This is a genomic window from Romboutsia sp. MSSM.1001216sp_RTP31141st1_G3_RTP31141_220114 (genome assembly GCF_039031195.1).
In the GTDB taxonomy this organism is placed as follows: Bacteria; Bacillota; Clostridia; order Peptostreptococcales; family Peptostreptococcaceae; genus Romboutsia_C; species Romboutsia_C hominis.
In genome coordinates, this window is sequence record NZ_JBCIUO010000003.1 from 1 (window position 1) to 14589 (window position 14589).

Sequence of the window (14589 nt, forward strand, 5' to 3'; positions counted from 1 at the left end):
TTAGCTTCACAAGCTTCTTTTCCAAGTGCAAGTATAGCTACTTTAGCTCCACATTTAGCTAAAGCTTCAACCATAGCCCCACAAAGTATTCCTGTTCCACCTGTTACTACAGCTACTTTATTATTTAAATCAATATTAAATGGTAATTTCATTTATTGTACCTCCACCTTCCTTATATACTTGTATACTAGCATATTATTTTTCCTAATTCAATACTTTTTCCTAAATTTTTACAATAAATTACAAATGAAAAGCACCTGTAAATTACAGATGTATATTTTATATACTTTTATTTGAAAAATACCTTTAGTTTTTCATTTATTAATATAGAATGAAATTTGAGAATAGAGCTATTTTATTCTTATGCTTAACTGAATTAAAGAAGTTTTTAATTAATTGTAAACATGCCCAAATGCTTAGAGACAATAATTTTTATAATTTTATATATTAAAAATAAAACCGTATCACTTACTTGTGATACGGTTCATCTCTATTTATTCTAATTATCTAAAACAAAAAACTACTTCCAAAAATGAATAAGGTAAAGGTGTGAAAATATTAAAATTGTTATTAAATAACTCTAATGCTATATTGATTAGTATACTAAGAACTTTTCATTAATTACCTTAAGACATTTACTTAATTTCTATTTATTACTTATTTTAATGATTCTTCTTATACTATGTTCGATTAGATATTTTCTTTATAAAAAGCTTCTAATTTTTCAACAGCTTTTCTAACTGGCTCTTCTTTGTCGTATAAATCATAGTGACTTACACCTTCAATAATGAATAAGTCCTTTTTCTTTGAAGCTGCTTTATTATAAAGTTCATGACCATCTCTATATGAGCCAAATGCTCCTTGTACATCACCAACAATTATTTGTAAAGGTTGAGTTAGTAAACTTTCTGCTAAATTAAAAGCATCAAAAGCTATCACTGATGCTACACTAGTAAAGTTTAACTTATTTGGAGAGTTAGGACTTTGACCTCTTGAAGTTGTGTAATAATCAACAGCTTCTATAATATCTATATCATTAATACCTGCTTGTTCTCTTTCCTCTTGATTTTTAGGAATCCAATTTGTAATCATTGTTTCAGTCCCACGAGCTTCAGCAGTACGTTGCTTAGAAATTGCTTCTAATGTTTTTATAGGATCACTACTTTCACGATATACACGGCCAATATTAGCACCCACTACTGTACCAACAGCTTTGATTCTTTTCTCTGTCATAGCAGCATTTACTGCATAACCGCCTCCTGCACAAACTCCTAATACACCAATACGATTTTCATCTACAAAATCAAGTGTTGTTAGATAATCTATTGCTGAGCGGATATCTTCAACTCTTGCAGCTGGTTCTTCGATATATCTAGGTTCTCCTTCACTTTCTCCTTGATATGATGCATCAAATACAATAGTTACATATCCTAGTTCAGCAAGTTTTTGGGCGTAGATACCTGCAGTTTGTTCTTTACAGCTACTTCCTGGATGAACACAAACAATTGCAGGATTTTGTTTCTTTTCTTCAGCATTTTCAGGTATATTTAAAATACCTGCTACTTGTAAACCACGTGCATTAAATTTTACATTTTTCTTATTTATTTTCATATTTATTACCACCTTTTATTAATTTATAAAATATACACTTGTGAGTTTTAATACTCTCGTGTATATTTATACTATATTATAAATAGAATCACTTCAATTACCAGATTTATATTTTTGTGTATTAATACACATTTTTTAAATTGTGTATACTAAATAAAAGGAGTCTTTTATATGAATAGTAAAATAGATAGAAGGATTATAAAATCACAAAAACTAATTCAGTCTACATTTTTAACAATGTTGATTAAAGATGGATTTGATGAAATCACGGTTAAAAAAATTACTGAACAAGCTGATATAAGTAGAAAGACATTTTATTTACATTATTTAGATAAATATGACTTACTAGATACAATCGTCAATCAGCAATTAAAGGAATTAGAAGAAATTTGTGCACAAAAAAAAGAAAAAGGATTTATAGAAGGAACGGTTATTTGGTTTAATTATTTTGAGCAAAATAAAGATTTCTTTTCGGCTTTGTTTTCGAGTAAAAGCACTGTTTCATTTAGAAAGCAGCTTCTAGATTTCATGATGAACCAACTAAGTAAAAAAATAAATAAGATAACTCATAAAAAAGATACAGAAATACTTGTAAGATTTTTAAGTATGGCTGTACTAGGAATTATAGAATCATTTATATTAGATGAATTAAATTTTAGTACAGATGAAATAGCAAAACAAGTTGGAGAATTGCTTGCTCAAAATATCTCCCTATATTCACATTAAAATACTTCATCATGTATTTTAACAATGTATAGTATAATTGTGAGTAATAACATAAAAATAAACAATATATTCTTTTATTAAATTACTATAATATATAAAACTAAATAAGTAATTTAATCTTTATTAATAAAACTAAAAAAGAGTTAGATAAAAATATGATAAATAAATATTTTTATCTAACTCTTTTGTTTTTACCAACCCCCGAATCGGATTTTTTCCCCCAATAAAATATAAATTAGTTATATTTAATAATTTTGAATTGTTTCACTTATATTATAGTTCGTTTATTTATTTAACTGATTCTTAAAAGCACATCTAAAAATAAATCTTACAAGTGGTTGTATGAAGAATAGTTGCGCAAAGAATGCAAATGGGAAATTAATTACTATGTTTTGCATCCATTATGTAATAAATTCTACAGTTATACCATGAAATAAAAATGCTGCTACAAATGACATCATCGGACACATTAATACTATTGTTGAACATATCATTACTGTAGTAATTATATATGGCTTTTCTTCTCTTGGATTTACAATACTAAAAGCTATTTTTTCTGAAAGTGGACCTGCTATAAGTATTTCTAATATGATTGCAAATACAAATTCAACTGGAATTATCTTAAGTGATTTTATAAATACTTGATTAGACATACCTCCTATTTCAATTGCAAGGTTGTAAAACACAAATAAAGGTACTGTTATCATTACAGTAAAAAAAGCGAAAAATATTTTTTGTAATTTTGTCGTTGGCATATAATATGCTCCTTCCTTTTAATAAAATATTTTTTAATACTTAAACAATAAAAAGACACATATAAGCATTTATATCGTAATCTAAATTACGTAGAAAGCTTCATATGTGTCAGTTATTTCAGTATTTTATTTTTTGTAATAAAAAAGACACATATGAGAATTTTGTACCGTAATCAGATTTACGTGCAATGCACTACATGTGTCGTTTCTTTTAGTTTAATATTTAATTACTTTTTTAGTTTATTATATTTTTTATAAAAAGTCAATTTAAACATTTCTATGAGTTTTATTCAGATTTTCTCAATATTTCTGATACTACTATATTCTTACTTGTACTTATTTGTAAAAAGTTTTACTTAAGAAGTATTTACCATGTAAAAATTTTATTTAATTTGGAATATTAATAATGTAGAAAATTTTATTTACTTAGGAGGAAATGTATTATGCAATTAACACCAGCAGAATTACATAATTTACACGAACTAATTTTAAGTTGTGTAAATAGTATAACAAATATGGCACTATATAAAAACCAAATTACAGATCCAGAACTAAAAGCTATGGTTGAAGCTCAATTCCCAGTTCATATACAGGATTATAACCTTAAGGTAAGATTTGTTAAAGAAGCTAGTGCACCTAATGAAAAATTAAATGTACCTCAGTTAAAAATAAACTTGCAGGACTTTACTACATCTCCTGTACAACCAATACCAGTTACACCTAGAACAGATATCCAGCAATTAAATGATAGAGAAATAGCTACAGGGTATCTTTTAACTTTAAAAAGAGCTGGTAGAGAATATGCTTGGAGTTCAATGGAAGCAACTAATCCAGTATTAAGAGAGTTCTTAAAAGATGCCTTTACAATGGCTTGTAATCATGCTTATGAAGTATCTGGGTGGTTAATTAAAAAAGGATTCTATCCTTTATGCTCTGCACCACAGACAGAAATAGATAAAGTCGGATCTCTTTATAATGAAGTACAGCAATTAAATTCATAATATATAAAAAACACTCATATTTATTAAATATGAGTGTTTTTTATATATTATTTATAAGTTAAGATCCAACTATAGCTCCACCATTAGGATGTAAAATCTGACCAGACATATAACTAGAATCATCACTAGCTAAAAATACAAAACTAGTAGCGACTTCAAATGGTTGGCCTGCTCTATTCATAGGAACTTTACTAGTATCACTGCCAAAAGTTTCTACTTGTTCAGCTGAAAAAGAAGATGGTATTAAAGGAGTCCAAATAGGTCCTGGTGCTACTCCATTTACTCTTATGCCTTTACTTATTAATGACTGAGAAAGAGATCTAGTAAATGTTAGTACTGCCCCTTTAGTTGCACTATAATCTATAAGGAGTGGCTCTCCTTTATAAGCTGTAATAGAAGTTGTATTAATTATAGATGCACCTTTTTTTAAATATGGAAGTGCAGCTTTTGTCATATAGAAAAAAGCATATACATTAGTTTTAAATGTATCATCTAGTTGTTTAGCTGTAATGTCTAGTATACTATTTTGAATAAACTGTACTCCATGATTATTGACTAATATATCAATTTTCCCAAAGCACTCTAGAGTCTTTTCAACAACAACATTAGACATTTCTTCATCTCTTAAATCCCCAGGTATTAATATACATTTTCTACCTAATCCTTCTATATAAGCTTTAGTTTCATTTGCATCCTTATGTTCACAAAGATATGAAATAGCAATATCTGCTCCTTCTTTAGCAAATGCATAAGCTACTGCTCTTCCGATTCCACTATCTCCACCAGTAATAATTGCTACTTTCCCTTGTAATTTACAACTTCCTCTGTAATATGGATTATCTGATATAGGTCTTGGTTCCATAAGATATTCTAATCCAGGCTGACACTCTTGATGCTGTGGTGGAAATAATACTTTTACTTTTTCGCATTTTTCCTTTTTCCCAATACTTTTATAAACTGGATACATATAGCACCACCTCTATTTATTAATTTATAAATAAAATTTAATTCAATATAAATTATATTAATAATTATGCTTACTTATGATAAAATATCCTATAAATAAATGTACTAATTCAATAAAAATAAATAAGCTATATTTTTAACACTGTATTAAAATATAGCTTATTTATTAAAAACACCATTTTTACAAAATATTATTTAAGTCCAAGTTTTTGTCTTTTGCTTATTATATGAGCTTCTATAGCCTTTGCAGCTTCAACTGGATCATCTCCTAAAGCTACTTTACCACCTGTTAGGTTCTCAACATCTTCTGTAAGAAGTTTTACTAGATTAGGAGCACCAGTAACAAATGGAGTAGGAGATAAATGTGTATATGCTCCATATGCTACTGCAAATATACCATCTATAGTAGCCTTTTGTTCCATCCACTCTGGAGCAGTAACTGCTATTGGAAGGTCTGGAATATCAACATCAAGGTGATCTGCTAAAGCAGTAACAAGCATTGATATTCTACCTGTATCAGTGCAAGTACCAAAACTTAGTACAGGAGGTATCTTAAGCATATTACATATTTCCTTTAATCCTTCCCCTGCATATTTTTCTACAGAATCTAAATTGCATAATCCTGCTACTTCAAGAGCATGATTACCACAACCTCCAGCAACTACTAATATATCTCTTTTTATTAATTCTTTTGTTATATTAACTGTATTCCAGTCTTGAGGACCATTTCTCAATGTAGAACAGTTTGCAAGCGCAACAACACCTTTTATTTTACCTTCTGTAATTACATCAACTAATGGATCAAGTTTGTTCCCAAGGGCACCTAAAACAGCTTCTGTTGAAAATCCTGCGATAGCTTTTGTAACATGTTTAGGTACCATAGGTTCAATTTTACCATGTCTTTTCTTAAAGTTTTCTATTGCTATTTTAATTAAATTATCTGACATCTCATTAGCCTTTTCTGGATAATATGGCATTTTATGTTCTGTACCAGGCACACCTATTATTGTACTTATGCTAACTAATGCTACTTGATATTTTTCAGCATATTGATCTATAGCTGGTGGTGAACAGTTTTCGTCCATAGCAATAGCATCTACAGTACCTGTTGCAAGTAGTGGTTCTATAGCCAACCAGTTGCCCATAAGGCCAACAAATACATCGTCTACTTCATATCTTTGTAGCAACTCTTGTCCGGTTTCAATAGAGCCAACTACTCTAATACCTTTAGCACCAGCAGCTATAGCTTCATCTTTATATTCACCTTTTCTAAGTTTTTCTATTGTAAGTGCTCCTACCCAAGGTTGATGTCCATTAAATACTATATTTACATAGTCAGGATCCATTATACCTAAGTCAACATTAACTTCATGAGGCATAGGTGTTCCAAATAATATATCTTGTACCATTTCAAGTCCTATTTGTGCTGTATATATAGTAGATAATCCTAATCTAAGACCTTTTGTAGCAAGTGATACATAATCTCCATCCACATTTGTTAAACAGCTTGCAATTGAGTTTTCAACTTCATGTTGAACACCAGAAGGATAAATATGAAGTTCTTTCCATACTGATTTTCTTTTTTGTGGAGCAAAAGCTTCTGTCATTATACTAGGTTGATCAGGACCTACTTTCATTTCTTTATCAAGAAAATCAGCTAACTCAATAGCAAGTTTATTAATATCTTGATTAGCATCTATTCCTACTTTTTCACACATCCATTTTAACTTAGCTTCATCTTTTATTTTAAATGGAGATTTACCTTCCCCAGTAGCTCTAAGTGTTCTAAAAGCTTCAAATGCATGATGACCATATGTAGCTGCACCCATTATATTTCTCATAAGGAAGTTTCTCATAGCCATGGCATCTGCCCCGATACCACAAACGCCTTTATCAACTCCTGTTTTTTCATTAATTCTACAAGGACCATGTGTACATAATTGACAACTTAAACCTTGAAGACAAAACTTACATCTAATTTTTTCTTGCGGCTCCCATCTTGAAAACACACTTGAAAGGCCGTCAGTTTGTATTCTCTTTAACATTTCCTCAACTGAATCATGATAACTTACACGACCTTCTAATCTTTCTCTAATTGTTTCACTCATATTTTTGTATTAATCTCCTTTCTATATGTATATATTATTTAGTATTATTTACATATTATTTACATATTATTTACATACTTGTATTTTGTTATTGAATATAAACCCTACCACTTTTTTACAAATATGCATACAGTGATTATAATTGCTATGGCAAATACTTTTAAAAAGTAGGGGGTAAATGCAACTTAATGATTGTATAGGAGTAAAAAAAGAAATCACTATATTAAAACATAGTGATTTCAAGTATTTTTATAAAATATCATATTCCTTGAGGGTAATAAAATAAGTTATATGGATCATATTTTTCTTTTACAATTTTTAACCAAGGCACATTATTTCCAAAGTAACTATATAAGTAATTAGAGATATTAATGTCACAATAGTTGAGATATCCAAATCCTGCATATGGAAGTAAAGATTTTCTTAAATTGTTTACCCATCTAATTGTATCATTAGCATGCATACTATAATTAAGAGTCCACTGAGCATCAATTTGTACTAATACCTTAGCACCTCTATGAGGATATGCGCTAGGTAAATCTTTATTTTCTGCAATCTTTCCTCCCAATAGAAGAAATCCAATGTTTATAGGTGGCTGTATGGGCGGTGAATTGTCTAAATAGTTAAACATTATTTGGCAAGGTTCTTTTCCCAATGACTTATATGCTAATAATCCTGTAATTTTAAATCCTGTTGGTGTAGGCACAAAACCTGGGCGTTTCTGTACAGATTCATTAAAAGTAATATATTTTGTTGTATAATTTATTTTATTTGGAACTTTTAATAAAAGGCTTAAAGCTTTTTCCATTTCTTTTTCTGTACTTCTTACTCCTACTCCATATAGTAAAATAGTGTCTTTAGTCATAGTAACCTTAATTGTATACCTATTATCTAAATCTTCTCCTACTTTTTGAAATGCTTGAATTACTTCATATCTACTATTTTTAGGCCACATAGCATTCATTACTGTTACTTTATCATTTGGGTGTACTTTAAGGGTAAGCGACACTACCACTCCAAAATTATTGCTTCCTGCCCCCCTTAATGCAGCAAATAAATCTTTATTTTCATGTGAATTGGCAGTTATTATCCTACCAAAAGCATCTACTATTTGTGCTTCTACTAAATTATCACATGCTAGCCCATATTCTCTTTGTAAATATCCAACTCCTCCTCCTAGTGTAACTCCCGAAACACCAATAGATGAACAACTTCCTCCAACAAATGCAAATCCATATTCTTCAAGCTTAGAATAAAGTTGTTCTTGGGTGTACCCTGATCCTATTCTTATATAACCTTTATTAGTATCTATTTCAAAATCAAGTAAATTAGAAACATCTATAACAACAGCATCATCTGCCACAGAAAAAGATTCATAGTTATGACCACCACTTCTACAGCGAATATTTATACCTTTTTTTCTTGCCCAATTTACTGCATTAACTACATCTGTTATGTTATTAGGATATACAATTACCTTTGGGTAGTAGTTAAAATATAAATTTGCATTTCTACGAACAATATTATAAATTTTATCTGCTTTAGTTATAACAAGTCCTGTTAATCCTTCAATCATATTAATTCCACCTCTTTTTGACTATATATTATAAAACCAAACGTAATGTTATAATATGTTAATAACTTTAAGACTGTTATAGTATATAATTAAAGCCATAAATATAAAAATATATTATGAGTAACTTAACATATTCTTAAATATTAAAGGGAGTCGAAATTTCCGACTCCCTTTAATATAAATTTTACTCTACAGATTTTAGTGCATCAATCATATTTACATTTTTTAATTTTATATACATCATCACCATAACTAATATGGCAAAAAACATGGTAATTAAACCAGAGATTACATAACTACTAATATCTACAGTTGGTATCATCATCATATTATCCATCTCTGCTGTACTTACTAAAAATACATATAAAATTTTACCCAAAAATGAGCCTGCAATTATTCCTAATATTGTTAGTATTATATTTTCTCTAAATATATACATTGCAACTTCATTATCATAAAAACCTAGTACCTTTATTGTAGAGATCTCTCTTATACGTTCAGATACGTTTATATTTATTAAGTTGTATAGTACAACAAATGCTAAACTTCCTGAAGCAACTATTATTACTATCATAACTAATCCTAAATCAGCAGATTCACTCAAGCTTCTTATCTTTGAAGCAAGAGTAACATTTACTACCTTGTCATTTTTCATAAGAGTAGTAGCTATTTTGCTTTCATCCTCTATATCTGAATTAAACTTTAGTAATTGTGCATTATATCTTGGTTCACTTTTAAATATTTTTTTATAATATGATGGTGATAAATATATATAATGACCAGCATAATTTTCTACTATATTATCAACCCTAACTTTATGAGTATTATTATCCAAATCAGTTACATTCATATAATCACCAACAGATACTCCTAAAAGTTTCGCCAATTTTTCATTTATAATTACTCCATCATCTGATAGTTTATACTTAGCTTTACTTACTCTATCATTTAATAATATATATTTATTTAACTCATCTATATTTTGTGGTACATACATAGTAGCAGCTTGCTTACTTGTACCTGGTTTACTAAAAGTGACTGACTCTTGATAAATATTTAAACTACTTTCATATCCTTTTAAGTTATTTAAACTTTTATCATATTGTGAATCTTCTTTTTTAGTACTTTTATCCTTAAATACTACTATAGCATCATACTTTAATAATTTACCAAATTGAATGTCCATAAATGAAGAATTAGATTTTTCAAGAGATATTCCTGCAACAAGCATAGCCATACATCCTGATATACCAAGTATTGTCATTAACATTCTTTGCTTATATCTAAAAAGATTTCTAAATGTAACCTTTTGATTGAAGTTAAGTCTACTCCATAAAGGCGTAATTCTTTCTAACAATATCTTTTTACCAAGTTTAGGTGCCTTAGTTCTCATTAAATTAGAAGGATTTTCTCTTAATTCTTCTTTTAGTACAATTAATGATGCTCCTACTGTACAAAGTATTGAAGCTACTAAAGACTGAATTATATACGATGGATAATAGTTTATTTTAACCTTTGGTAAAGTAAATGTAGATGAATATGCTTCATTAATTATGTATGGAAGAATACTACTTCCAACTACTATACCAATTACACATCCAAAAGTACTAGCTAATGCTGCATAAACTACAAATTTTCTAGATATTTCTAAATCTTTATATCCTAAGGCTTTTAGTGTTCCTATTTCTACTCTGTTTTCTTCTACCATTCTCGTCATTGTAGTTAAGCATATAAGTGTTGCAACTAAGAAGAAAAATACAGGAAATACTGAAGCTATTTTATCTAAACTGTCAATTGAACCTTTGTAAGTTGAGTAACCAGGATTATCATTTCTATCAAAGAAATAATATTTACTATCATCTAAATCATTTAATTTTTCTTTTTCTTTATCTATCTCTTTTCGTCCATCTATTAGTTTTTCTCTATTTTCCTTGATTTCTTTTTCTCCATCAAAAAGTTTTCTTTCTGAATTGTCAAGCTCTTTTTTAGCCTTATCAAGTTCTATCTGACCTTGTTTTTTACCTTTTACAAGATCTTCTTTCCCCTTTTTAATCTCTTCTTTTCCATTATCTAATTGCTTTTGAGCTTTTTCAAGTTGCACCTTTCCTTCATTAAATTCAATAACTTTTCCTTCATAGGCACTTACCCCTTGTTGATACTGAGTTATTCTAGCTACTAAGGTTTCTAGATTAGCTTTATTTTCACTTAAACTTTTACTAATATTTTCTATTTCCTTTGAGATATTAAGTGCTAAAGAAGTGTTTGTTGGATTTTTTTCTAAACTATTTATTAAATTGCTTAATTCATTTAATCCCAAGCTAGGATTAAATATAATACTCATCCAATACTGAATTTTTTCATTTGAAATTTTTTCACCTTCATTAAGGTTATTTGCACTTTCTTTCATATCATTTGAAAGTGTATTATATGTTACAATTAACATATTTAAACCATCTATTTGATCTTTATACTTTATTGTACTTTGTGTAGGATCAATTCCTTGGTTTAAAAATTCTTGTTTTGCCTTATCAAGTTCAATTTTAGCTGTATTAAGCTGTTTTTCACCCTCTAAAAATTGCTCTTTTTGCTTATCAAGTTTCCTTTGACCATTATCTAATTGTTTTTTACCTTCAATTAACTTTCTTTCACCATTTTTAATTTCTTGCTGGTACTTTTTCACAAATTGTTCATATTGCTTTTTACCATCAAGAAACTTTATTTTCCCATTTTCTATTTCCCTTTGAGCATCTTCAAGCTTTCTTTCACCATCTTCTATCTCTTTATAAGCTTTATCAAATTCTTTTTGTGCCTCTAATTTTATTTCTTCAATTCTTTCTATAACTCTATTTGAGTATAAATCTTCAAGATATTTATTATTTTCTTCCATCTTTTCTTTGTACTCATCACTATATGCACCAAGTTTTTCTACATTTTTAAATCGTACATATATTTCAGTATACATATCCATTGATATATCAGAGCTATTTAATATTGCAAAGTAATCTACACTTCCTTTTCCAACACTAGTTGTTCCTCTAGACATGTTATCTATATACATAGGACTTTGTACAAATCCAACAATCTTAAAAGTTTTCTTATTAAAATACTTATTTGAGTCTTCATCCGATTCTATTGTATACTTATCACCAATTTTTAGATTTTTATTTTCCTTTAAAGCATTTTCATCTAAAGATATCTCACCACTATTTTTAGGTAATCTACCTTCTGTAACAATAAGTTTATTTATATTGTTAGCATCATTTGGATTATACTCCATAAACTTAACAACATTATTTGTATTAGTTAAGTTTACATCTATACTATGTGTTGCATAGTAATCTAGAATTTTATCATTATTTTCAAGTAACTTTAAATCATTTTCATTAAGACCTATACTAGATACTATCTTGCTATCCATTAAGTTTTGTTGGCTAAAAAATTCATTTATGGATTCTTTTAAGTCTGGTCCACTTGATTTAATTCCAGAGTAAAAGGCAACTCCTAAAAAGATTATGGCTAATATAGAAATAAATCTTGCTTTTGAAGATAATATTTCTCTTGTTATTGATTTTTTATATGCTCTATTTTTCATTTTCTATCCTCTACCACTCTATATTTTCAACTGAAACAGGATTTTCATTTACTTTAACACTTCTAACCTTTGCATCTTTAATACTTATAACTCTATCTGCAATTGGTGAAAGAGCTGAATTATGAGTTATAACAATTACTGTTGTTCCTGTATTTTTACATGTATCTTGTAATGTTTTTAAAATCTGTTTTCCTGTTTTATAGTCAAGAGCACCAGTTGGCTCATCACATAGAAGTAACTTAGGATTTTTAGCTATAGCTCTTGCTATAGATACTCTTTGCTGTTCTCCCCCTGATAATTGAGATGGAAAATTATCTTTTCTGTGACCAAGCCCAACTAACTCAAGAGTTTTATCAACATCTAAAGCATTCTTTGAAATTTGTGTAGCAAGTTCCACATTTTCTTTTGCAGTTAAATTTTGAACTAAATTATAAAACTGGAATACAAATCCTACATCATATCTTCTATAATTTGTAAGCTGTTTTTTATTAAACTTGGATATATCAACGTTATCAATAATTATCTTACCTTCATCACAAGTATCCATTCCCCCAAGTATATTTAGTACAGTTGTTTTACCAGCACCACTAGGACCTAGAATAATAACAAATTCTCCTTTTTCTATAGAAAAGTTAATACCATTATTTGCTACAATAGTATTTTCCCCAACCTTATATATTTTGTATTCATCTATTATTTTTATATATGACATCTATACCTCCCCTATCTATATGGACTATTAAATACTAAATGTTATTAAATAGACACCTTGTTTGCTTAATGCTATAATACTAAGTATAAATAATATATAAACTAGTTACAATAATCATATATTTTCATATTGTTATTAAATAGACATTTTAGTTATTTTTGTTCATTTAATAACATATAATTTAAAATTGTTTTAATAAATAAAAAGGATGGATTACATGGCAGGAGTTAAAGGAAATAGAAGAATTTTATATACAAAAAAAGTAATTAAGAAAAGTTTACTTGATCTACTTCAAGATAAAAAAATTCATCAAGTTACTGTTACTGATATATGTAAAACTGCAAATATTAATAGAGGAACTTTTTATACTCATTATAAAGATGCTTATGACCTACTTAAATCAATGGAAGATGAATTATTTAATCAAATACTAGAATATATTGAAGAGACTCCAGTTGAAGATTATAAAGATATTTTATTACTTAAAGCTCTTGAATTGATTAAGGAAAATAAAAAGTTGTGCAAAATATTATTCTGTAAACATATAGAAACTAATATTATGGATCGTATTATTTATATAGCAAATAAGGCTGAAATAGATAAGCTCATTAGTAGTTCAAAAGTTGATGATGTATTTTTAGATTACTTTATAAAATACAATGTAGGAGGAGTTTTTGCAGTTGTTCAATCATGGATAGAAAATGATTTAAATGAATCTCCTCAAGAAATAGTTAATCTTATAAATAATATTAGTGCTTTTCAGCCTTAATATTTTAGTATGAATTATTATATTGTTTTTATATAAATTTTTTAAAATATAAAAAATACTCATATCCTTTTAATATGAGTATTTTTAAATTTCAATAGTTAAGATGAAAGACACCTCAGTTACTTCTTACAATCTATTTATTTTTTATCTCACTAATAATTTCATAAAGCTTCTTACCTAATATTTCATGAGCTTTATTTGAAAGATGCATATAATCATAATCACTACAAATTGCAAAAGGTGATGGATCAAAGAAATGACATCCATTTTCCTTAGCCACCTTCTCATAAAGAGGAATTATTTTATAAGACTTTTCAGAACAGCTTTTTCCCATAGTATAATAGCACTCAGCATTTTTTATCTCTTCTCTAATTGGAAGAGGAGCTACTACTAATATATTAGGCTTACTATTTCTAAAAGCTACCTCGCAAAACTTAGCCTTTTTTATAAGTCTATCAAGCCCTAATGATATAACTTCAGCACTTGCTCCAAATCTATCCTTAGTATCATTAGTACCAAGCATAATAATAAGTAAATCAATAGGCTCATGAGTCATAAGGGTAGGAATTATAAAGTCAAGTCCACTTAATCCTTCATATAATGGGTCGTCAAATACAGTAGTTCTTCCACTTAACCCTTCTTCTATAACATAATCACTATCTCCAAGAAGGTTTTGTAAAATTCCTGTCCAACGTTCATTTCTTTCATACCTTTTCCCATTTTCAGGATTATATCCATGTGTATTAGAGTCACCGAAGCATAAAATATTCAAA

The 14589-nt window shown here is 28.3% G+C and carries 11 protein-coding genes; 3 read left to right on the plus strand and 8 right to left on the minus strand.

Going from position 1 to position 14589, the window contains the following annotated elements:
- Positions 1-690 precede the first annotated feature (690 nt).
- Positions 691-1611 carry an alpha/beta hydrolase gene (locus tag ABCP60_RS06925; RefSeq protein ID WP_092925555.1) on the minus strand — a complete coding sequence of 307 codons (921 nt, stop codon included), beginning with the start codon at positions 1609-1611 and terminating at the stop codon, positions 691-693.
- A 171-nt stretch (positions 1612-1782) separates the two neighbouring features.
- Here ABCP60_RS06925 and ABCP60_RS06930 point away from each other — a divergent pair, with 171 nt between their 5' ends.
- On the plus strand, positions 1783-2337 hold the full coding sequence (locus ABCP60_RS06930; protein ID WP_092925553.1) for a TetR/AcrR family transcriptional regulator C-terminal domain-containing protein: 555 nt from the start codon (positions 1783-1785) through the stop codon (positions 2335-2337).
- Positions 2338-2738: 401 nt separating this feature from the next.
- Here the strand turns inward: ABCP60_RS06930 and ABCP60_RS06935 are convergent, their stop codons facing one another.
- Positions 2739-3092 (minus strand): hypothetical protein, encoded by a 354-nt coding sequence (locus tag ABCP60_RS06935; RefSeq protein WP_343101520.1) that lies wholly within the window; start codon positions 3090-3092, stop codon positions 2739-2741.
- Between the two features lie 443 nt (positions 3093-3535).
- Between ABCP60_RS06935 and ABCP60_RS06940 the strand changes: the two genes are divergently transcribed.
- Entirely contained in the window at positions 3536-4093 is a 558-nt protein-coding gene (locus ABCP60_RS06940; RefSeq protein ID WP_092925549.1) for a spore coat protein, read from the plus strand.
- A gap of 58 nt (positions 4094-4151) precedes the next feature.
- On the opposite strand, the gene ABCP60_RS06945 is transcribed toward ABCP60_RS06940, so the two are convergent.
- The 5 genes from ABCP60_RS06945 to ABCP60_RS06965 form a co-directional block, all read right to left on the minus strand.
- On the minus strand, positions 4152-5060 hold the full coding sequence (locus ABCP60_RS06945; RefSeq protein WP_092925547.1) for an SDR family oxidoreductase: 909 nt from the start codon (positions 5058-5060) through the stop codon (positions 4152-4154).
- Between the two features lie 190 nt (positions 5061-5250).
- Positions 5251-7167 carry an anaerobic carbon-monoxide dehydrogenase catalytic subunit gene (gene cooS / locus ABCP60_RS06950; RefSeq protein ID WP_343101521.1) on the minus strand — a complete coding sequence of 639 codons (1917 nt, stop codon included), beginning with the start codon at positions 7165-7167 and terminating at the stop codon, positions 5251-5253.
- 259 nt (positions 7168-7426) lie between these two features.
- Positions 7427-8743, minus strand: coding sequence for an FAD-binding oxidoreductase (locus ABCP60_RS06955; protein WP_343101522.1), 1317 nt, complete (start codon positions 8741-8743; stop codon positions 7427-7429).
- Positions 8744-8927: 184 nt separating this feature from the next.
- Complete coding sequence (locus ABCP60_RS06960) at positions 8928-12335, minus strand: FtsX-like permease family protein (protein ID WP_343101523.1); 3408 nt, start codon at positions 12333-12335, stop codon at positions 8928-8930.
- A 10-nt stretch (positions 12336-12345) separates the two neighbouring features.
- A complete protein-coding gene (locus ABCP60_RS06965) occupies positions 12346-13047 on the minus strand; it encodes an ABC transporter ATP-binding protein (RefSeq protein ID WP_092925539.1) in 702 nt (233 codons plus the stop codon).
- Positions 13048-13264: 217 nt separating this feature from the next.
- Here ABCP60_RS06965 and ABCP60_RS06970 point away from each other — a divergent pair, with 217 nt between their 5' ends.
- Positions 13265-13816: a TetR/AcrR family transcriptional regulator gene (locus ABCP60_RS06970; RefSeq protein WP_343101524.1), complete on the plus strand. Its 552-nt coding sequence runs from the start codon at positions 13265-13267 to the stop codon at positions 13814-13816.
- A 133-nt stretch (positions 13817-13949) separates the two neighbouring features.
- Here ABCP60_RS06970 and ABCP60_RS06975 read toward each other — a convergent pair whose 3' ends face one another.
- Positions 13950-14588, minus strand: coding sequence for an SGNH/GDSL hydrolase family protein (locus tag ABCP60_RS06975; protein WP_207733571.1), 639 nt, complete (start codon positions 14586-14588; stop codon positions 13950-13952).
- Position 14589: the final 1 nt, after the last annotated feature.

Excerpts from the sequence above, each read along its gene's own strand:
- ABCP60_RS06935 (WP_343101520.1), bottom strand. The coding sequence starts at position 3,092 with ATGCCAACGACAAAATTACAAAAAATATTTTTCGCTTTTTTTACTGTA.
- cooS (WP_343101521.1), bottom strand. The coding sequence starts at position 7,167 with ATGAGTGAAACAATTAGAGAAAGATTAGAAGGTCGTGTAAGTTATCAT.
- ABCP60_RS06955 (WP_343101522.1), bottom strand. The coding sequence starts at position 8,743 with ATGATTGAAGGATTAACAGGACTTGTTATAACTAAAGCAGATAAAATT.
- ABCP60_RS06965 (WP_092925539.1), bottom strand. The coding sequence starts at position 13,047 with ATGTCATATATAAAAATAATAGATGAATACAAAATATATAAGGTTGGG.
- ABCP60_RS06940 (WP_092925549.1), top strand. The coding sequence starts at position 3,536 with ATGCAATTAACACCAGCAGAATTACATAATTTACACGAACTAATTTTA.
- ABCP60_RS06945 (WP_092925547.1), bottom strand. The coding sequence starts at position 5,060 with ATGTATCCAGTTTATAAAAGTATTGGGAAAAAGGAAAAATGCGAAAAA.
- ABCP60_RS06925 (WP_092925555.1), bottom strand. The coding sequence starts at position 1,611 with ATGAAAATAAATAAGAAAAATGTAAAATTTAATGCACGTGGTTTACAA.
- ABCP60_RS06970 (WP_343101524.1), top strand. The coding sequence starts at position 13,265 with ATGGCAGGAGTTAAAGGAAATAGAAGAATTTTATATACAAAAAAAGTA.
- ABCP60_RS06930 (WP_092925553.1), top strand. The coding sequence starts at position 1,783 with ATGAATAGTAAAATAGATAGAAGGATTATAAAATCACAAAAACTAATT.
- ABCP60_RS06960 (WP_343101523.1), bottom strand. The coding sequence starts at position 12,335 with ATGAAAAATAGAGCATATAAAAAATCAATAACAAGAGAAATATTATCT.